The organism is Pseudomonas fluorescens group sp. (assembly GCF_020093335.1).
GTDB classification, from domain to species: Bacteria; Pseudomonadota; Gammaproteobacteria; order Pseudomonadales; family Pseudomonadaceae; genus Aquipseudomonas; species Aquipseudomonas petroselini.
On record NZ_JAIOKW010000063.1, the window covers coordinates 1 to 18,996 of the forward strand.

16 protein-coding genes are annotated in these 18,996 nt (G+C 55.1%); 4 read left to right on the top strand and 12 right to left on the bottom strand.

The genetic code is table 11. The annotated features are described in order from the left end of the window. Positions 1-128 precede the first annotated feature (128 nt). The 6 genes from tnpC to K7431_RS29885 all read right to left on the bottom strand — a co-directional run bounded on the left by tnpC (position 129) and on the right by K7431_RS29885 (position 6,012). Positions 129-1,655 (bottom strand): IS66 family transposase, encoded by a 1,527-nt coding sequence (gene tnpC, locus K7431_RS29860; protein ID WP_015885961.1) that lies wholly within the window; start codon positions 1,653-1,655, stop codon positions 129-131. A 50-nt stretch (positions 1,656-1,705) separates the two neighbouring features. Next, complete coding sequence (tnpB, locus tag K7431_RS29865) at positions 1,706-2,041, bottom strand: IS66 family insertion sequence element accessory protein TnpB (RefSeq protein ID WP_015885960.1); 336 nt, start codon at positions 2,039-2,041, stop codon at positions 1,706-1,708. Beyond that, positions 2,038-2,379 carry an IS66-like element accessory protein TnpA gene (tnpA, locus tag K7431_RS29870; RefSeq protein WP_080567218.1) on the bottom strand — a complete coding sequence of 114 codons (342 nt, stop codon included), beginning with the start codon at positions 2,377-2,379 and terminating at the stop codon, positions 2,038-2,040. The genes tnpB and tnpA overlap by 4 nt, the downstream gene beginning before the upstream one ends. A 249-nt stretch (positions 2,380-2,628) precedes the next feature. After that, on the bottom strand, positions 2,629-3,534 hold the full coding sequence (locus K7431_RS29875) for a plasmid partitioning protein RepB C-terminal domain-containing protein (RefSeq protein WP_015885958.1): 906 nt from the start codon (positions 3,532-3,534) through the stop codon (positions 2,629-2,631). A 1-nt stretch (position 3,535) separates the two neighbouring features. Then, positions 3,536-4,450 carry a plasmid partitioning protein RepB C-terminal domain-containing protein gene (locus K7431_RS29880; RefSeq protein ID WP_043205933.1) on the bottom strand — a complete coding sequence of 305 codons (915 nt, stop codon included), beginning with the start codon at positions 4,448-4,450 and terminating at the stop codon, positions 3,536-3,538. Then, positions 4,447-6,012, bottom strand: a complete 1,566-nt coding sequence (locus K7431_RS29885) for a recombinase family protein (RefSeq protein ID WP_015885956.1) — start codon at positions 6,010-6,012, stop codon at positions 4,447-4,449. The genes K7431_RS29880 and K7431_RS29885 overlap by 4 nt, the downstream gene beginning before the upstream one ends. A gap of 114 nt (positions 6,013-6,126) precedes the next feature. Here K7431_RS29885 and K7431_RS29890 point away from each other — a divergent pair, with 114 nt between their 5' ends. Continuing rightward, a complete protein-coding gene (locus K7431_RS29890; protein ID WP_080567217.1) occupies positions 6,127-6,480 on the top strand; it encodes a hypothetical protein in 354 nt (117 codons plus the stop codon). Between the two features lie 130 nt (positions 6,481-6,610). Here the strand turns inward: K7431_RS29890 and K7431_RS29895 are convergent, their stop codons facing one another. From K7431_RS29895 to K7431_RS29905, 3 genes are read right to left on the bottom strand one after another with little or no spacing between them, the layout of a single operon-like run. After that, complete coding sequence (locus K7431_RS29895; protein ID WP_015371099.1) at positions 6,611-7,456, bottom strand: SDR family NAD(P)-dependent oxidoreductase; 846 nt, start codon at positions 7,454-7,456, stop codon at positions 6,611-6,613. Further along, on the bottom strand, positions 7,453-9,885 hold the full coding sequence (locus K7431_RS29900; protein WP_043205928.1) for a flavin-containing monooxygenase: 2,433 nt from the start codon (positions 9,883-9,885) through the stop codon (positions 7,453-7,455). Before K7431_RS29900 ends, K7431_RS29895 begins: the two co-directional genes overlap by 4 nt. Then, positions 9,872-11,533: a GMC family oxidoreductase gene (locus tag K7431_RS29905; RefSeq protein WP_003192627.1), complete on the bottom strand. Its 1,662-nt coding sequence runs from the start codon at positions 11,531-11,533 to the stop codon at positions 9,872-9,874. Before K7431_RS29905 ends, K7431_RS29900 begins: the two co-directional genes overlap by 14 nt. A 209-nt stretch (positions 11,534-11,742) precedes the next feature. Between K7431_RS29905 and K7431_RS29910 the strand changes: the two genes are divergently transcribed. Further along, positions 11,743-12,765 carry an AraC family transcriptional regulator gene (locus tag K7431_RS29910; protein ID WP_043205926.1) on the top strand — a complete coding sequence of 341 codons (1,023 nt, stop codon included), beginning with the start codon at positions 11,743-11,745 and terminating at the stop codon, positions 12,763-12,765. 606 nt (positions 12,766-13,371) lie between these two features. Here the strand turns inward: K7431_RS29910 and K7431_RS29915 are convergent. The 3 genes from K7431_RS29915 to K7431_RS29925 form a co-directional block, all read right to left on the bottom strand. Continuing rightward, positions 13,372-13,680, bottom strand: coding sequence for a hypothetical protein (locus K7431_RS29915; RefSeq protein ID WP_015885952.1), 309 nt, complete (start codon positions 13,678-13,680; stop codon positions 13,372-13,374). 29 nt (positions 13,681-13,709) lie between these two features. Beyond that, entirely contained in the window at positions 13,710-14,312 is a 603-nt protein-coding gene (locus tag K7431_RS29920; protein ID WP_003192635.1) for a hypothetical protein, read from the bottom strand. An 80-nt stretch (positions 14,313-14,392) separates the two neighbouring features. Continuing rightward, positions 14,393-15,943 (bottom strand): MFS transporter, encoded by a 1,551-nt coding sequence (locus K7431_RS29925; protein WP_015885950.1) that lies wholly within the window; start codon positions 15,941-15,943, stop codon positions 14,393-14,395. A gap of 116 nt (positions 15,944-16,059) precedes the next feature. On the opposite strand from K7431_RS29925, the gene K7431_RS29930 reads away from it, so the two are divergent. Together K7431_RS29930 and K7431_RS29935 are read left to right on the top strand one after the other, a co-directional pair. Continuing rightward, a complete protein-coding gene (locus K7431_RS29930; protein WP_003192639.1) occupies positions 16,060-16,698 on the top strand; it encodes a TetR/AcrR family transcriptional regulator in 639 nt (212 codons plus the stop codon). A gap of 836 nt (positions 16,699-17,534) precedes the next feature. Then, positions 17,535-18,143, top strand: coding sequence for an RBBP9/YdeN family alpha/beta hydrolase (locus tag K7431_RS29935; RefSeq protein WP_003192641.1), 609 nt, complete (start codon positions 17,535-17,537; stop codon positions 18,141-18,143). Positions 18,144-18,996: the final 853 nt, after the last annotated feature.

Genomic DNA, 18,996 nt, shown 5'->3' on the forward strand with positions numbered 1-18,996 from the left:
ATCCAAGGCGAACGTTCTATGAAGTCGACGTCTGATAGAGCCCAGGATGGTTCAGTAGTAGCCTGCCGTAGCCAGTTTTTTCTCCGTTCGGAATGTTTCGGCTGAAACCAGCAAAGCTTTACCTGTAGCTAAGCAGGCGCCCAGCTATGTGGTAGCAGTCGCTCGATCTCGCTGGCCCGCTGCGTCGGCAGCTGCGTCAGCACATCCTTGAGATAAGCATACGGATCATGCCCGTTCATACGTGCCGACTGGATCAGGCTCATGATCGCCGCCGCCCGTTTGCCGCTGCGCAGCGACCCAGCAAACAACCAGTTCGACCGCCCAAGCGCCCACGGCCGGATCAAGTTCTCGATCTGGTTGTTGTCGATGGGCACAGCACCATCGTCCAGGTAGCGCGTCAGCGCTACCCAGCGTTTAAGGCTGTAATCCAGGGCCTTGGCCGTAGCAGAGCCCTCGGGCACAAGTTCGCGTTGGGCCAGCATCCACTCATGCAGTTTTTCAGCGATGGGCACCGCCGTTTCCTGGCGTAATCGCCAACGGTCTTCGTCGCTCATTTCCTTAGCGTGTCGCTCGACTTCGTACAGCCCGCCAATCGAGTGAAGCGCCTGCTCAGCCAACTGGCTTTTATTCGCGACGTGCAGGTCGAAGAACTTGCGGCGCGCGTGGGCCATGCAGCCGATTTCGGTGATGCCCAGCTCGAAGCTTGCCTTGTAGCCGGCAAAGTCGTCACAGACCAGCTTGCCGCTCCACGTGCCCAGGAAGTTACGCGCATGTTCGCCGGCACGGCTGGGGCTGAAGTCGTAGACCACGGCCTTGAGTGCCGAGAATGGCGTGCTGCTATAGGCCCAGACGTAAGCGCGGTGGGTTTTCTTCTCTCCTGGAGCCAGCATTTGTACCGGTGTTTCATCGGCGTGGACTACGCGCTGGGCCAGCACTGCTTCGCGCAGCGCATCGACCAGCGGCTGAAGCTGCACGCCGGTTTGACCCATCCACTGCGCTAGTGTCGAGCGCGGGATGGCAAGGCCGGCACGGCCGAAGATCTTTTCCTGTCGATAGAGCGGCAGGTGGTCGGCGAATTTGGCCACCATCACTTGCGCCAGCAGGCCGGCAGTGGGGATGCCCTTGTCGATCACCTGCGGCGGCACCGGGGCCTGGGTCAGTGTTTCGCACTGCCGGCAGGCCCATTTCCCACGAACGTGCTGTTCGACGGTGAACACGCCCGGCGTGTAGTCCAGCTTCTCGCTGACGTCTTCACCGATGCGCTGAAGCTGACAGCCGCAAGCGCACTGAGTGTTGTCCGGCTCGTGATGGATCACAGTGCGCGGGAACTGCGGCGGCAACGGCGCACGCTTGGGTTGCTGGCGTGGTTCTATCTGCGCGGGTGCGGGATGAAGTGCTTTTAAGTCGGCCTCGATGGCTTCAAGGTCGGTATTAAGCAGGTCATCGAGCAAGCTGCCTTGCGCCGGGCTGATCTGCTCGCTGCGCTTAGCAAACTTGTGTCGCTTGAGAATGGCGATTTCGTGGGTGAGCTGCTCGATGATCGTCTCATCACGATGGATCTTTCTGCCCATGGTGTCGACCTTGGACATCAGCTGCGCAGCCAGCGCGCGCAGTTGTTCAGGGGGCATTTGATCGAGATCGGGCAAAGAAGTCATGCCGTGGATTTTACCAAAGCAGTCCTCCGGTCACAGCTATAAGCCAGGTATTAGAGCAATGTAATTGCGCCGCCTGCACCTACTCGCTGCCAAGGCAATCCAAGTACCAGCGCCTGGAGTTGTTCGGGGTCGAGTTCGACCTCCGCGCCAAGATGGATGCCCGGCCAATGAAACTTGCCCTGATTCAAGCGTCGCGCCGCTAGCCAAATACCAACGCCGTCATGCACCAGCACCTTTATGCGGTTGGCCCGGCGGTTGGCAAAGAGGTAGGCGCAGTGCGGCTTCGCCGCACCGAACACGGCAACCACCCGGGCCAGTGCAGTGTCAGTGCCGGCCCGCATGTCCATGGGCTGGGTGGCGAGCCAGATGGAGTCGATACGAATCATTGGGCCAGGCCACGGATAAAACACGCGCAGCCGTCCGGATCTGAGGCTGGCCATTTTACGGTGACGGATTTATCGCCCAGAACCAGTGAGATGATCACCGTCTCTTCTGTTGCGCGCTTGGGTGCAGCTTGTACGGGGATGAAGGCCGGCAGAGTTGCGGGTGATTGATCCCGGTAAATCGGTAGCCACTTGCGGATCACGTTGGCGTTGATGCCGTGATGGATGGCTACGCTGGAAATCGTCGCTCCAGGTTGCAAGCATTCCTGGACGACCTGGGCTTTAAATGGTTTGGGGTAAGAGCTGCGTTGGCGCATGGAAATCCTGGCGATAAGGGTCATCGCGTCCGCTTAAAATACGCGGACACCATCGCCCTAAATACTGGAGTTCGGTAGGTGTGTTCGCCATCCGCTTACTAGGAATGCCAGTCGGCAACTAGCCCAGTGCAGTCATTGAGACAGTAGGTATGGAGTTGCTGACATATGCTCTAGGTTTATCCCGAACTATCAGAAAATGTCCTGAATATTGCCAAGTAATTGGCAAGTTCCTGTGGTTGGTACAGCTTTCTATCTTCTCGCCAGGTCGGTTCGTCACTCTCGCTCAGGCTTCCTTGCGTCGGAGCTAACTGCCTCCATGATTGCAGCTAGTTCATCTAGAAGTTCGCTGTGGCAACGCTTTAAGTAGCCCGATATGGTTTCATTGCGCAGCAGACGAGCGAGATAACCCTTGGCAACGACTAAAAACAGCATGGTCTCCCCCAGCGTGTCCTCCACGACCTTGTAATCGTGAAAGAGCTTTTCCATCTCGCGCTCCATCCTCGCCAGCTCCTCGACGCTGACCTCTGCGGACAGCTTGGATTTTTTTTCGATCAACATGTCCGGCCGTGAAGCTGCAAGTACCATTTCGGCGTAAGTTTGGGTAAAGCAATTGGCGGATACCATGAGCTCCACGGTTTCGATTTGGCGCATGGGTTTCATTTTTCTCAGTGTGCGAAATACTCCTTGGCTGACCATTTTGACTTTAAGCATTTCTACTACTTCGGGCGCGATGCCATCGAGCATGCGCTGTCGATCATGGATTCTCTCTACATTGATACCCAGAACCTTTGCTATCAAGGCGGGGGAAATGCCTTTACGCACAGCGGTGAGAATCATCTTGTGCTCTTGCACAGGCGTTAGGCGGTTGATCTGCCGGTTATATGTGAAACCTTCGTCATCGATTGAGAGTAAGCACAGTGCCTCAGTGGCGCCCAGCGCTTTAAGTGCATGCAGGCGTAGATGGCCGTCTAGCAACACGAAAGCTGCGGTCCCCTCCACATTGGTCTGCTGTCGATGCACTGCCAGCGGCTCAATAACGCCCAACTCCCTAATCGAAGTTAGGATAGTTAAGTATTTTTTTGTCTGTTCTATATCTTTGTCCAAAGATCGGGTCGGAAGGATTCGGTCAACGGGGATTGGGATGATCTGCCGTTCAAAGCCTTGTTTCACTTGGCCCATATCACGCCTCTCCTTGAATACGGTCAGCCAGCGACTTAGGCATGTCTGCGATATTTTCGCTGCGTAGTAGGGTGCAGAAATAGTCGTCGGCCAGCAGTCGGCGCATAGCAGTAACGATGATCAATACTCGCTGCTCATTGATATCGGCCTTTTTGAGCATGACTCGTTGGCGCCTGACTTCGGTCTGATAAGTACTCAAAAGTTTTTGAGGCGTCGTTGATTGTTCGGTGGCTGATCGCTTTTGACCGTAGTTTTTTCCTGAAAATCGACGCCTATCTATGAGGCGTCTCACCTTAATCAGCTGTTCTCCCTTCAAGAGGCCCGTTTCATAAGCTTCCACCATCGCGACCTGTACTTCCGTATCACTCGACCTAGCCACCATTGTCGCAAGTGTGATGGGTAACCAGCCTTTTTCGACTGCTGAGATGAGCCGCTCTTCTCCTTGACGTAAAAGTAGAAGGATTGCGTTGATGTAAGTGGGATCCAGACTGGTCTTCATGCTGATCTGTTTGGTGGTGTATCCGCGATCAGACAGAATTTGAATAGAGTAGAGCAGGTCCTTGTTCGTGTGCTTACGGCGGGCCAAGTTTTCGACCAGGCTGATTAGAAACCGGTCGGCTTCACTGGCACTGACGACGACACAGGGAATTTCGCGCTCGCCCAAGGCGCAATAGGCTTCGTATCGACCTTGCCCGCACACTAGTTCGAAAAAATCAGAGTTGTCTTGGTCGCTGCTTGGGGTAACCGTAATCGGTCGTTTCAGGCCTAGGTTCGAAATGTTTTCGACAAGTTTGGCAAACACTTGTTTATTACGCGCGCGAGGATTGAGGACGCGGATACGATCCAGGCTGACCATTAGGATAGTCGTTGCTTCCCCAACATGTAGTGGGCTACGAGGATGGTGCGGCATATTCATGCGGCTCTCCCCACGACCGTTCGACGAGAAAGTTGCGCGAGTGCTTCGAGGCTGTCGTAACGATAGATTTCCAGATTGGAGGCGTTTGACTCGCTCAGACTAATATTGGGTTGTTGAATATCAAGGGTAGGCAGGATGTAGTAATCGCGGGCGATTTCTTCCCCTGGCTCCATTCGAACGGCAACGGTGATATCAGGTGAAAGACCAAGATCGAAGCGTATTTTCCAGCGATTCGTGCCCGAGTCAGCGCGCCGGCAGCGACACAGGACGAGAGAAATCAAAAGCTCTTCGTTGACTAGAAGCAGGTCGCTGGTTGGGTCGATTGCAACTCTTCCTCCGACTTGCTGAATATGCTCTACGGTTCGAGCCAGCAGGAGAGGATGCATCAACCGAAGCTGATGATTGGCGGCGACATAGCCGTAGTCCCGCGAAGGGGTATAGCCTATGCGCGAGTAGGTACGCAGAAGACTGCCAAACCGGGATGTATAGGCTGTGGTGGAAGGGCAGTCGTCAGACTCGTTGATGATCATGCCGGATAAATAACCCGCTTTCTCGTATAGCTTTTTAAGCCTCTCCAACATTTCGGCGTCGGACATGCGGTAGCTGCGCGACTGGATGATTTCTTGGGCTGCGGCGAATAGTATGTTGTCAACTAAAGGGGGAAAGACACCGTCAGCGCGTATCCATTGTTCGGGATCATTCCTCACATGTTCTTGTTTAAGTTTGAAGGAGGACCGGTTCCAGACATTGTTGCCGATGTATTTTTCGTTGGTCAGGATTTGATGAACTCCCCCTTTGGTCCAAGGCCTGGCTAGGTCATTCTGAAGTCCTCGACTATTCAGTTGTTGGGCTATCTCGGCCTCTGAGTAACCCGCTTCAACAAAACGCTGATAGATCCAATGAACAGTTGCAACTTCCTCCAGTGGTCCGGGAATAAGTCTCACACGGTCGGTTTGGATGCTTTTGTGTTCGCCAAGCGCTAGTTCTGCTTTAGGGTTGCCAGCAGCGTCCACCAATTGACGCCTAAGCCCGTAGCCCGCTATTCCCCCTTGCCGAAAGCCTAACTGTATGAGGCGGGATTGGCCCGCAAAGACTTTGACAGACAATTCCCGGCTGTACTCGCCCGCCATCATGCGCTTCAGACTTTTGACGATATTAGATACGGGCGAGCCATCATTGGAAAATTGCTCCGCGCAGTAGTGAACCGACACACCTGCCTGTCTGCAACGGACCTCGAAGCTGGCGGCCAAGTCCGGATCTTGAAAGCGCCCCCAGCGGCTGACGTCGTAGACGAGAATGGTCGAAAAACCAAGAACATCGCTTTCAACATCGCTGAACAGTTGAATTAACGCGTCCCGGCCTTCGAGGCGAAGGCCGCTTTTTCCTGCGTCGGTATAAATTTTGACGATTTCGAGAGAGTGCGCGGCTGCGTAAACCTTGATGGTGTCGAGCTGGTTTTCAGTTGAGTACTGTTGATGCTCTGTGGACATCCGGACGTACGCCGCTGCCAAACCTGGTTCTCGGCGTGAGTGTTCTGATTTAGCACTTTTACCACTACGCATACGCAATAGCCCCTGCGTGCATCCACACTGGGAGTGCGCCATCGGGACGCATTCAATCTACTTGCTACTTAAGCAAGCGGTGTCTTTCAACCATAGAGGATTTGAGGGGGAAAAATGATTCCTAAAAAAGGCAAAATTTTTCCGGACAAACAAGACTATGCGTCGGGACTTGCGGCAGCATTACAAAGTGAGTTGGGCTCCACGCACCAGGCCGTGAAGACATTGATGAAGTGGACGAATGCAAACGAACGTACTGCTAAAAACTGGCTGAAAGGGACTTGTGGCCCTCGTGGTGAGCATCTAGCCCGTCTGGTTCAGCACTCCGACGCCGTATTGGCAACTTTCCTAAATATGTCCAAGCGAAACAGCTCAGTAATAAGCGCTACGCTTCCATCATTGAGGAATGATCTAATGCGGGCAGTGATTGCAATTGACTGTTGTTTGTCGGTGGCGGATGAGCTGCCCTAGCTCAATGATTCGCCCCGGGTTTCGTAGACACCCGACGGCCGCTTGCTGCCCCTCACGACAGGCAGCAATCGGCCATCAGCAGTCATTGGTATCAAGATATTGGTTGGGGTCAAGAGGAAATTAAGCTTTCCTATTTTCCGCCGCGTGCTTGCTGGGCGAGTCGGATGGTCTCGACAATATCCGCATCCTTGAAGCCGACTGCTTCGACCACACGGCGAAATATGCCTGGCAACCATGCAACTAAAGTATTGCGCTTGGGAATAATCACAGTGTCACAACGACGCTCGATACCCTTGACGATGCTGACGATGACATCATCGAGTCCAATCATTTTCCATAGCCCCCTCTCGTTTCCGCCCCAGACCTTGTTCCCGACTGGATCAGCTTGTACAGCATCCATCATTGGGGTCCTGAAAAATGTCGGGTGCACGCATCCTACGCCGACCCCAAGATGACGTACCTCAAGTCGGACACTGTCGCACAGCGCCCAGACCCCCGCCTTGCTAGCCGCATAGTGACCGCTGAGCGGGCCATGGATGAATGCAGCCATTGATGAGATCGCCATGAGATAGCCCTTACGCTCCTTCACGTAAGGCAGCACCGCACGGAACGTACGGAAGACACCATTGAGGTTGATGTCGGTGTGGCGCTCGAATAGACGAGGTTCCATAGTGGCCATGGAGTCGACGACGTAGATGCCTGCGCCGGCAATCACCACATCGATTCCGCCAAAATGCTGAACGACCGAAGCCATGGCTGTTTCGACGCTATCCAGAGAACAGACATCTGCTTGCCAGCCAGCTGCGACATCGGTTCCGCCCAGCTCACGAGCCTTCTCATCTACAACCGCGCCATCGAGGTCAAGCAGCGCGATCCGGGCGCCTTTGGCGCGAAGCGCCTTGGCCAGAGCCAACCCAAGGCCGCCGGCACCGCCCGTGATAGCCACCACGCGGCCGTTGAGCACGTAGGGTTTCATTGCTGCTCTCCTGAGCGGGGCAGTTGCCCCTGCGCAAAACTGCCTATGGCCTGTAGCGCATTTGCCGCTGAACGCAGGTAGAACGCTTGCAATTGAAAGACGTGCCACCGCGTCATGTAGATCTCCACACGACAATCGACTCCGCTACAGATGGCGTGCTCGGCTAAGCGAGTGGAGTCGGACAGCAGCAACTCATCGTCGCCGACCTGAACCATCATCGGCGGTAGCCCTTTCAGGCTGACCTGCAGCGGCTGCTCCATCAGCTCACCGGCATACCACCTCAACCCCTGCTCCAGCCAGCCTCGACTGATCATCGGATCTTGCTTTTTGCGCGAGGACATAGAGGTGCCGCTAAGACGTGGGTCGACCATCGGCGACATCAATAACAGCGCGCCGGCAAAGCGAACGTATATGTCGCGTAGTTTTAGCGCCAGGCACAGCGCCAACGAAGCTCCGGCTGAATCACCCGCCAGGAAAATCCGTGAGGGTGTATAGCCCTGAGCCCTCAGCGCCTCGTAGCAGAGCAACGCATCATCGAGCCCCGCAGGACACGGATTCTCCGGTGCCAATCGATAATCAACCACCCACACCGACATACCCGAGCTCCTGGCAAGACGGCTTGTAATGCTCCAGTGAGTATGCGGCGACCCCACACAAAACGCCCCACCGTGCAAATACAGGATCACCCCACCGTTTTCGCCTTGCTTAGGAGCAACTACTTGCACCGGTACGTTATTGACCAATTGACGATACTGAAACACACCTTGCGTACCCGGCATCAATGCCGACAACACGCGCACCACTTTACGCTGCGCCGCAGCGCTCAAGCCCGGACCGATCAGTGAACGGAATGTGGTGCGCAAAAACAGCCTTAAGAACCCAGCACTCAGCTTTTCCTTTAGCCCCGTGGGGGCTGCTATGGTCGAACCACCGTCGAACGGACGGCTGAAACGATAGGTGTGCAAGCCTGAAAAACGAGTTAACCCGCGATAGCTGAGTGTGAAACCCGGCCAGTTAGTGCTGTTATTACCGGAGGCATCGACGTACCAGCTTTTGCAGCCGCTCCATACCGTAGCGGCCAGGCGCTGCTGAGTACGCCTGTGGAAGCGTTGATACACGCTCGAATCAACTTCGACAGTATTGGCACCCGTGTCCTTGAGCATACGCCAGCAACGCATGACATGAGAAATCTGACTCTCCAGCATATAAACGATTGAGTTGTGCCCCAAATTGGTGTTCGGTCCGTACAACATGAAGAAGTTCGGAAACTCGGGCACAGTCAACCCAAGATAGGCACGCGTACCATTGCGCCAGGCATAGTTCAGGTCCACCCCCCCACGTCCGACGATACGCATCGGCGCCAGGAACTTGGTTGCCGCAAAACCGGTGCCGTAGATGATCGCGTCCACCTCATGTCGCTCACCGTCAACGGTCTCAATACCGCTCTCGTTGACCCGCGCAATTCCCTGCGTCACCAGCTCCACATTGGACCGGCTCATGGTCTTGAAGTACTCGCTGGACAGTAGAATACGTTTGCAGCCGTACGGATAATCCGGCGTCAACTTCTGTCGCAACGACGGATCGCGCACTTGCTCGGCCAGTAATCGACGAAACGGGACCCCCACCGCCCACTTCATCAGGCCTTTGAAACGGGTGAAGGCCAGCGCGCGTGATTCGTAGCGCAGATAGATTAGAGCGCGGTAGGCGCGCATAAACCCCGGCATTCTGAGAAAAAGCGACTTTTCCCTTTCGGAGTAGGCGCGGTCCGGCCGTGGCATCAGGTGCGCCGGCGAACGCTGGAAGACTTTCAGGTGCCCGACAGTTGCGGCAATCGCCGGTACGAACTGAATCGCCGACGCACCGGTACCGACCACCGCCACCCGCTTACCGGCCAACGGATAATCATGGTCCCAGGTCGCTGAATGGAACACATGGCCCTTGAAGCGCTCCATACCCGACAGCGCGGGGAATGCCGGACGGCTGAGCTGGCCGGTACCACTGATCAACAGGGAAGCACTCAGCACCTGGCCGTCTTTTAGAATCACACGCCAGAGCGAGTTGGCTTCATCGAATTCAGCGGACAACACTTCAGCGCCAAAACGAATGGAGGGATGCAACCCGTACTTCTCTGTGCAACGACGCAGATAGGCATGAATTTCGGCCTGAGGTGCGAACACCCGGCTCCATTCCGGGTTCGGTTCGAACGAGAACGAGTACAAATGCGAAGGCACATCACACGCGGCACCGGGGTAACTGTTGTCCCTCCAGACGCCGCCAACATCGAGTTTCTTCTCCAGGATCAGAAAGTCCTTCACCCCTGCCTTTTGAAGGGCCACGGCCATACCTATGCCGGCAAACCCCGTACCGATGATAATGGCGCTCAGGGGCTTGTCCGCTTGATTATCGACTTGCGCTTCAGGCTGTGACATGAGGCACCTCTTTAGCAGCGACGGCGTTTTCGAAACGGGCGGACGAATGCGTCTGCGGGAGACCACGAATCAAGTCCACGGCCTTCTCGGCGATCATGATCGTAGGCGCATTGGTGTTGCCGCCAATCAGGGTCGGCATAATTGATGCGTCGACGATGCGCAGAGCTTGCAAGCCGTGTACGCGCAGTTGAGCGTCGACCACGGCCAATGGATCATCGCCCATTCGGCACGTGCCCACGGGGTGATAGACGCTATCGGTGCGCTCACGCAGCAGAGTGCGAATCTGCTCATCGGTTTCGACCCCTTCGGTGTACAGGGTCCGTGTGATCCACTTGGCCAGTGAAGGAGCCTGCATCAGACGACGGGTGAGTTTGAATGCCGCGACCATGTCTTCGAGATCCTGCGGATCTTTCAGAAACGCCGGATCGATCAGCGGTGCCGCTTGTGGATCGTTACTCGCCAACGTAACGCTGCCGCGACTACGCGGGCGTAATAGACAGACGTGGCACGATAACCCGTGCCCCATGCGCAAGGTACGCGCATGGTCTTCGACCGGGGCAACGACAAAATGCAATTGGATATCCGGTTTGTCTAATGTGTCGCAGGTTTTGAGAAACGCTCCCCCTTCAGCGAAGTTAGAGGTGAGCATGCCGCGACGCTCTTGGCGAAATCTCCAGATCTCCTTCAATATTTTCAGGCAGCCGCCCAGGGAAACGCCCATGGCGTCGAGGCTGTTTGTCTTGTAGACGAAGACAAAATCCGGATGATCCTGCAGGTTTTGCCCGACCCCCGGCAGTTCGTGCAACAACGGGATGCCATGGCGCTGCAACTCCACCTTCGGCCCCACGCCGGAGAGCATCAATAACTGCGGGGTCTGGAACGCACCTGCGGCAAGGATCACTTCACGCCGAGCTCGAAGGACGTAAACCTGTCCGTGTTGCAACACCTCCACACCCACAGCACGAGTACCTTCGAACAGAATGCGTTGCACTTGGGCGCGGGTTTCAACGCTCAGGTTATCGCGCACGCCAATGTGGGGCAGCAGATAAGCGCGTGCCGCACTGTAGCGCTCGCCATGTTTTTGCGTGACTTGATAGGCACCGACCCCCTCCTGCTCTGCCCCATTAAAGTCGTCGTTGAGCGGCAACCCGGTCTCGCGGGCAGCCTCCAGAAAACGTTGCTGAAAGGGGTTGTCGGAGCGCAAATCGCTGACCCATAGCGGCCCGTCTCTGCCGTGCCAGGCATCATCAAGGCGCTCGTTATGCTCACTGCGCAGGAAATACGGCAAGACGTCCTTGTACCCCCAGCCAGGATTGCCCAGAGAAGCCCAATGGTCGTAATCCCACTGATGCCCACGCACGTAAATCATGGCGTTGATCGACGAAGAGCCGCCCAACGTCTTGCCTCGCGGCTGATACCCCGTACGTCCTAGCAGCGCGGCCTGCGCAACAGTGTCGAAGGCCCAGTTGTTCACCTTGGTCGGTACCATGGCCACTGTCGCAGCAGGAATACGGACCAGACTGGACCGTCCCTCCCCTCCCGCTTCCAGCAAGCAGACGCTGGTGTCCGGATCTTCGGACAACCGTCCGGCCGCCACGCAACCAGCGGAACCTCCGCCGACGACAATGAAATCGAAAGTCTTTTTCATGGTTGTTATTCCTTGGGCAAGGCAGAGCGGCGTTTGCGGCTTCGCAAACGCGCGACCTGGCTTGACCAGGCGCTGCGGTGACCTTTTATTGTTGTTGGAACGGCGAACCGTGCGACTCAATGGTGACGCGCCTTGTTAAAGATCCGAATGCTGCAACGGGACAACTACTTTATTATTTGGGCCAATGTTTTCATCGAAGGCACCTCGGTATGAGCTTTAGGAATTTTCTTCGGGGTCCGACCAGTACCTTGCTGATGGTTGAGTTCGGCGATGAAAAAGGTTTTCGGGCTGAAAAGATTTTGCTCGGCTCGGGACTGACGTTGGCTCAATTGACCGATCCGAATTTGGAGTTAACTGCCGACCAGGAGCTGCGCGTTGCCGAAAACCTGTTGCGTTTATCAGGCCATGCTGCGGGGCTAGGTTTCGAAGTCGGCACGCGCTATCACTTCTCGACCTACGGCCTATTCGGTTACGGTCTGATTAGCAGTGCAACCGTCGGCGATGCGCTGGCCCTGGCGCTGCGCTTTTTGCCGTTGACCTACGCGTTCACGGTGGTCGCCTATGAGGAACAAGGCGATGAAGGAGTGCTGACCTTTGCCGTTCTAGGATTAGCACCGGACCTACGCGAATTTCTATTGACCCGCGACATGTCAGCGGCTGCGCTGTTGCTAAAGGAACTGGGCGGCAATGACTTCTCGTTATCACGCTTCTGCCTGAGCAAGCAGCCGCCGCCTATCCCTGACAATGTGAAAGTGCTGGGGTGTGCCCCTTCGTACGCGGCTAATAGCAACAGCTTGGCCTTTAATCGCTCTTTTCTCAGTCTCCCTTTACCTCAAGCCAACGCGGTGACTGTTTCGATGTGCGAACAGATGTGCACGCAACTGATGCAACGTCGCATCGCACACGCCGGGATGACGGCATTGGTGCAGCACTACCTGAACACCCCGGATAATGGCATGCCCGATCTATCCAGCATTTCCGAACTACTACATGTGAGCCCGCGCACACTCAAACGCAGATTAAAAGAGGAAGGGACAACATTCCGAAAACTGCTCGCCGACGTCCGCAGTCGCAACGCCATCAATCTGCTAAAGGACGGTCACAACCTGACTGAGATCGCTGAACGCTTAGGTTTCAGCGACCTGTCAAGTTTCTCCCAGGCATTCAAGCGCTGGCATGGCATATCGCCAAGTCAGTTTTCACAGCAAAAAAATAACTTTGGTAATTATTAGACAGACGAACTGTAAACACCCCAGAGCGCTTTCACGAGAGTGAATACCCACTTCTGACCGATTTTGTTGAAGACTTTGGTTTTATAAACTATTGGTATACCAACCGCTGAAAGTACCTTTTGGGCACACCGCTGCACAAAACTTAAGCTCGGCCCCCTCAAAATAATGAACTGCCCATGGCTGTATAGACAGATCCAAGCGTCAGCTTCCTCAGCTAGGACCAGACTGACCGGATGCTTTTGGCCGTTTTCTGCCTCATGCGATGGGCTGCTTTGGGTCGATAGCTGCCGGTGACGACTGGCAGTCATCGGCCAGAAGCAGTCATCCCGTGATCACTCTACAACCTCTACGCGCAGTATCAGCCAAAAGAGCATCAACGCAGTGAGGAACAATACGGTGTGAGCGGTTTATAAAATGCTCTATTGCACAAGCGCGCGGATGGGGATGGATAAGCTGGCATATTTGAGGGTGTGCTGCTGAAAGCCGACGCGATTTTTGCAGAGAAACTCCCTGAAGAGCGGTTTAGATGCCTATTGAGCTGACCGTCGGGTCGTTGTTCGCCGCAATCCGACTTCTGGGCACTTTGCGTGAGACCAGCGTGATGGTTCAGCCTCCAGATGATTCTGCATCGCACAAAAGCTCCAGCAAGTCATTCGCCAGGGCCGCCGCTTCTTGTCGATAGTCGGTATTCCAGCGGCTCGACCAGTTAATAGGCTTTCCCTCATCCTCCCAATGCGCCAACGCAAGCCCGTTGAGTATTTCAAGCTCGAACCAAATACGCTGCCAGGCGACGGCGTCCTGGACTGACGCTGTGTCTTTCCACTGGAATTCTGTTTGCGCGACAAATGCCGCCCATGCGAACACATCTTCTGAGGCTCGCTCGCCGAGCGTTCGGAAGTATTTCGCGCTAGCCAATTAACGATTCCTTGTAGTCGTGCACCTGTCTAGTAAATGTCCATCCCCGGATACAGAGCTTCAGGTGGATGATAATCGGGGTCCTCAAACCTACTGTTCTGGTAATAGGTTTGGGCCGTCGGTCCATCACCGTTGTAGGTCACCTGCGGATTCGGCGTGAGATGCCAACCGTTTCCTTCTGTGTCGCGCTCAATCAGCGATGCGTACACCCTACAGCTGCCTGATGAGCCGGATGTCAGCCTGAACTGGTAATAGAGTCCGGCTTGGGGAGTAAACTTCGTCGAGATGTGGCAGGAGCGAGTGCGTGACCCCTCCCAGAAAAGATCCACCTGCGTTTCGATACCGGGTCGGATCCGCGTTTCGTAATAGTCCCATGTGAGGTCTTGCCCTGCCTTGGGCATGCCCACGTCTTGTGTATGGGTGAACGGCAGGAGGCCGGTGCGAACAGCGCCGCCCGAACGTTTACCGTTTTCGTATTGGTAAACTTCGGCATGTTGCGTGTAGTCGACGATACGTACCCAGGCAGGATTGGGCTCGTTTTCGGGCGCGGTGAAGTAGTTGGTGTGGGGCAAATACTGGCAACCTGCGAACAACGGCAGCGTCAGGAAACAGAGGGTACGGCGAATAGACATAAAACAGTCCTTTACGGGATTGTTGTACAGACCACAGAACTGCAGGTGAATTTCAAGGCTGGCTCCACTCTGAAGCAAAGTCAGCCGCCATCTGTGTGTTTCGGTGGGGGCGATGGCAAGGTGTCGGCCTCAAAAGAGGTGATTAACAGCATCAGGGCCACCAGTGCACAGGCGAGCCCGGAAACCATCATTGCCACATGAAACCCGTGCTCCATCGCGGGAACAAAAAGTGTAGAAACAATCAGCGAGTCACTTGATGCCACACCATGAGCAATCACATACCGCGCAATCTCAGGCGCTTTGGCTACCCCTTGATCACGCAGCGCGGCAGCTAGCACTCGTGACGCCTCGCTGCTCATGAGCGTGCCCAAAAAGGCGACGCCGATTGTCATGCCCATCTGACGCAACGCGTTCATCGTGGTAGAGGCCACCCCCATACGATCAATCGGTGCGGCGGTCATAACCGCCATGCTGGTGGCAGGTACTGCGAGACCGGCTCCGAGCCCCAGAAGCCCGAACAGGGTGCCCACAATCCAATAAGGGGTATGTGCTGTGAAGGTCACCATGGTAGACATCGCCAGCGCCGTCACGCCATAACCGGCCACCAGAAGTCTTCGCGATGTCATCACTGCGCTCAAGCGCCCGTACAAAATCGACACGCAGCCGGTGACCAGAAACTGCGGCATCATTCGCCAACCCGTTTCAACCACTGACAAGCCTTGAATCGTCTGTAAATAGATCGAGAAGAAGAACAGGCAGCTGTAGTACGAAAAACCCAGGGTAAAAGAGGCCAGGTTGACCACGGCAAACGAACGCCTGCGAAACAGCGAAAGTGGCAATAACGGTCGATCTACACACCGCTCTACAAACATAAACAAAATAAACACCACCAGGGCAACTGCCAGCGCCGCTATGGGTATCAAAGAGTTCAAGCCCGGCTGGCCGATACTGATGAGCCCATAAGTCAGGCTGGCAAGACACACGACGCTGAGCACTTGCCCTGCCGGATCCAGCGCTGTGCGCGCTTGCTGTTTGTGCTCCCTGATCCCCCAGATGCCCAGGCCTATGGCAATCATCCCAAGAGGCAGGTTGATAACAAAAATACTCTGCCAACCTATGCCATGGAGCAACAAGCCACCCAGCAATGGCCCCAGGATAAGCGCCAATGCGCTGAACGCCGACCAGCCACCAATGACGTGAGCACGCTCTTCAGCGTCTGGAAATGCATGGCTGAGAATTGGCAGGGCACCCGGGATCAGAAGCGCACCGGCGACTCCCTGCACCGCCCTCCCGAACAGCAGTAAATCCAGGTTGGATGCCATAGCGCAAACTGCTGAGCCGACAGTAAACACCCCTACACCTGCCAGCCAGGCCCGCTTATGCCCATAACGATCGGCGATTGGCCCCGAAGACAGCATGAAGGCTGACAAACAGATCGTGTATGCATTGACGACCCATTGAAGACCGGAAATATCCGTTTGCAACGCGTCTTGCAGTGTCGGTAGTGCCACGTTCACGACGCTGATATCCAGCGTAGCGAGAAACGTGCCGAGGTAGGCTGCACATAGCGCCGCTATGCGGGGAAAGCGGCGGGTGACCGGGTTATCTGAGGCGGAGCGATCAATGTTCATGCCTCATGATATTTGCCGACTGACCGTCGGTCAATGGATCATTCCAACTTTTTCCCACCTCGATTGGTTCCCTCCTTTACACTGATTTCCTTTGACGAATTGTTTGAAACGAGACGATGAAAACCAAAGCCCCCGTAAAAGCTCCGGCGACAGAACGTGCTCCCAAGCCCCGGACCAAACCCGCCGAAGTACGTCTGGATGAACTGATGGCGGCAGCCGAGAAGCTTTTTCTAGCTCAGGGGGTCGAGGCCACCACGATCAACGAGATCGTTGAGTCAGCTCAAGTGGCCAAGGGCACGTTTTATCACTACTTTTCTTCCAAGAACGAAATGCTTGACGCTCTGGCCGTGCGCTATACCGAGCGCTTCATGCTCAGCCTGGACAATGCAATGGCGCGCTGCGCTGCCGATGACTGGGAAGAGCGTCTTCGCGCCTGGATTCACGCCAACATCGAAACCTACGTCAAGACATATCGTATCCACGATATCGTCTACGTGAACCACCACCATCATGATCGTGCCAACGGCTCGAAGAACGCTATTCTCGAGCAATTGCTTGCGATTATTGAAGGGGGCAAGCTGGCCGGCAATTGGGCGCCAGAACATCCGAACGTTGTGGCATTGCTCATTTATGCGGGCGTCCATGGCGCGACTGATAACATCATCGCCGCTAATACCGAGGACTTCGCCCCGTTTGCCCATGCCGTTGCTGATGCTTGCCTGCTGATGTTACCCAACGGCGTCAAACAAGCCTGATCGGAGGCGGTGCTTCGGCCAGAAGCAGACGCTCGCCAGTATATTTTGGTGCCTTATCGTTCTACTTGGCGTTGCCTCAGGATATCGGTGGCTGAAGGGAGCTACCATGTGCCTCGTAACCGACCGGGGCACATGAAATGCTCAGGCTTGCCTGGCTGGAAAGGCGCTGACCTGGCGCTATGCATACGTCCCCCCGACATCTCACGCCTGTAGGCGCGAGCTTGCTCGCGAAAACCCATCAGCCCTCCAACTCGCCAGCCCGATAAATCGCAGTGTGATTGTGAGCCACCCACGCCCTCGACGGTTTGGTTTGTTAGGATCTTTACAGGTAGGTCGACTGACTTAAGTGGACGGTTACGCTGACATTTTCGCATGATCGGAAAAGCGTACGACAACGGTATACCAAGGAAGCTGCTTATGCGCAGACGTCACCTAGGAGCCATCCGCCACATCCAAATCAGTGATCCATTGCCATTGCCGCCTGTGCCGCAAAAAACACGACTGCATCGCTTCTTGCGGCAGGGCGAGTTTGCCGAAATCAGGCCTTGTGTCACTCATGCGAAATTGGCCCTCACTTGACCACTCGTTTGCATCGCATTTGACCAGCCATTTTCAACGGAGTGACCAGCACGAGTCGTGGTCATTGACGGCCACGAATTGCCATCAGCCCTAGATTACAACCGCATTGCCGATGGCCGCGATTGGACGCATACCACGACACGCGTTGCAGGGAATCATCCAGATCGCTCAATTTATCAGCTGTGACATCCTCGCCGGCCGAAAGCAGAAAGTGTAGTATCAGCGACCGATCAATCCGCTGATCTCTGATACCCAATATGCATGCAGCCAACAGAACATCGAACCGCTATGACGGTAAACACGTTGTAATTGTGCATGGTTATACTGCCTCGCCCAATGTGAACTGGTTTCCTTGGTTGGCGGAGGTGCTACGGGAGCAAGGCGCGCAAGTTAGCATTCCAGCTATGCCTGATTCGTTCAATCCTGATCCAATAAAATGGGCATTGGCGTTGCAGCAATCACTGCCAGCAGCTGACACAAACACGATCCTCATAGGGCATAGTCTTGGATGCATCGCTGCTCTACGGCACTTGTTGTCCTTACCCGCACACACCCTAACTGGCGGAGTCTTGCTGGTCTCCGGCTTCGATAGAACGGTGTCTACGTTGCCAGAGCTACACGCCTTCACAGATGCACCGCTGGACCACGCGGAAGTTTGCCGTCGTACACAGAAAATCATCTCGCTGTTTTCCGACAACGATTCAATTGTTGAGCCGGCAGCATCTATCGAACTGTCCCGCAACCTCAAAGCCGAGCAAGAAGTCGTTAGTGGTGGGGGACATTTTCTCGACCGCGAGGGATTTGTACAGTTTCCAGAAATATGTACGGTTATTGCGAGGCTTCTTGGGCACGAGACACAGATTTAGCCGCTGGCGTATCCACGGGACACGCACTCGTTACTGCTATGTCTCGGCGAAGTTCACGCTCCAAGCCGGACGCTATTACCAATTCATGCTGACATCCGGTTCGGGCGGGACATGTACGTTGTATCCGTCGCTAATCGAACGCGACAAAGATGGGACCGGATGGCATCTGACTCCCAATTCTGAGGTGACGTACGAAGGCGAGGGGCCTACTGCCAAAATGCATTACAACAATAGTCGTTTTGAAGATCCCGATTACCACCCACCTGCGGATCTTTATCCTGGCATCGATGTTAACTGAAGGGCGTGTGATTCACGCCTAGCCGATGGCTGCCACTTACGGATCAATGTCAGGGGATATTTTATGGGTGCCAGGACGTACTGGCTCAGCGAGAGCGAACAAGCGTCGGAGAATCTCTTTGCATGGTCGGCTTTTGTCGCGCAAACCATCGCGCAAATTCTGCACTGAACCATCCACGAAAGGTTCGAACGAATCCAAGCCCAAGCCGTTCTGGTCTCGGCGTGTAAAAGACGCAATGGCAGTTTCGGATCGGACGCTGCCTAGGGCATTAGGCAACCTTGACAGCTTTAAGTGCAACGTCGAGCTGCGATCTGGCATTCGACTCATAGCGGCAGGCGAGCAGTCAAATTACCGAACTCTACAATGTCCGAAACGGATTCCTTCTGAGGCCTTGAGGGCTGCAACGTCTTGCGAGCGATCATCGGAAGTGAACTGGCCTAATGATCCCGGACACCTCTTAAGGGCGATATGATTCGCCCAATCAGGAGGTTCCATGCAAGAGCGAAAGACCTACACCCGCGAGTTCAAGCAACGTGCTGCAAGTATGGTTCTTGA

Bases quoted from the DNA above. Each gene is read 5' to 3' on its own strand.
- tnpC (WP_015885961.1), bottom strand. From the start codon at position 1,655: ATGACTTCTTTGCCCGATCTCGATCAAATGCCCCCTGAACAACTGCGC.
- tnpB (WP_015885960.1), bottom strand. From the start codon at position 2,041: ATGATTCGTATCGACTCCATCTGGCTCGCCACCCAGCCCATGGACATG.
- tnpA (WP_080567218.1), bottom strand. From the start codon at position 2,379: ATGACCCTTATCGCCAGGATTTCCATGCGCCAACGCAGCTCTTACCCC.
- K7431_RS29875 (WP_015885958.1), bottom strand. From the start codon at position 3,534: ATGGGCCAAGTGAAACAAGGCTTTGAACGGCAGATCATCCCAATCCCC.
- K7431_RS29880 (WP_043205933.1), bottom strand. From the start codon at position 4,450: ATGAATATGCCGCACCATCCTCGTAGCCCACTACATGTTGGGGAAGCA.
- K7431_RS29885 (WP_015885956.1), bottom strand. From the start codon at position 6,012: ATGCGTAGTGGTAAAAGTGCTAAATCAGAACACTCACGCCGAGAACCA.
- K7431_RS29890 (WP_080567217.1), top strand. From the start codon at position 6,127: ATGATTCCTAAAAAAGGCAAAATTTTTCCGGACAAACAAGACTATGCG.
- K7431_RS29895 (WP_015371099.1), bottom strand. From the start codon at position 7,456: ATGAAACCCTACGTGCTCAACGGCCGCGTGGTGGCTATCACGGGCGGT.
- K7431_RS29900 (WP_043205928.1), bottom strand. From the start codon at position 9,885: ATGTCACAGCCTGAAGCGCAAGTCGATAATCAAGCGGACAAGCCCCTG.
- K7431_RS29905 (WP_003192627.1), bottom strand. From the start codon at position 11,533: ATGAAAAAGACTTTCGATTTCATTGTCGTCGGCGGAGGTTCCGCTGGT.
- K7431_RS29910 (WP_043205926.1), top strand. From the start codon at position 11,743: ATGAGCTTTAGGAATTTTCTTCGGGGTCCGACCAGTACCTTGCTGATG.
- K7431_RS29920 (WP_003192635.1), bottom strand. From the start codon at position 14,312: ATGTCTATTCGCCGTACCCTCTGTTTCCTGACGCTGCCGTTGTTCGCA.
- K7431_RS29925 (WP_015885950.1), bottom strand. From the start codon at position 15,943: ATGAACATTGATCGCTCCGCCTCAGATAACCCGGTCACCCGCCGCTTT.
- K7431_RS29930 (WP_003192639.1), top strand. From the start codon at position 16,060: ATGAAAACCAAAGCCCCCGTAAAAGCTCCGGCGACAGAACGTGCTCCC.
- K7431_RS29935 (WP_003192641.1), top strand. From the start codon at position 17,535: ATGCATGCAGCCAACAGAACATCGAACCGCTATGACGGTAAACACGTT.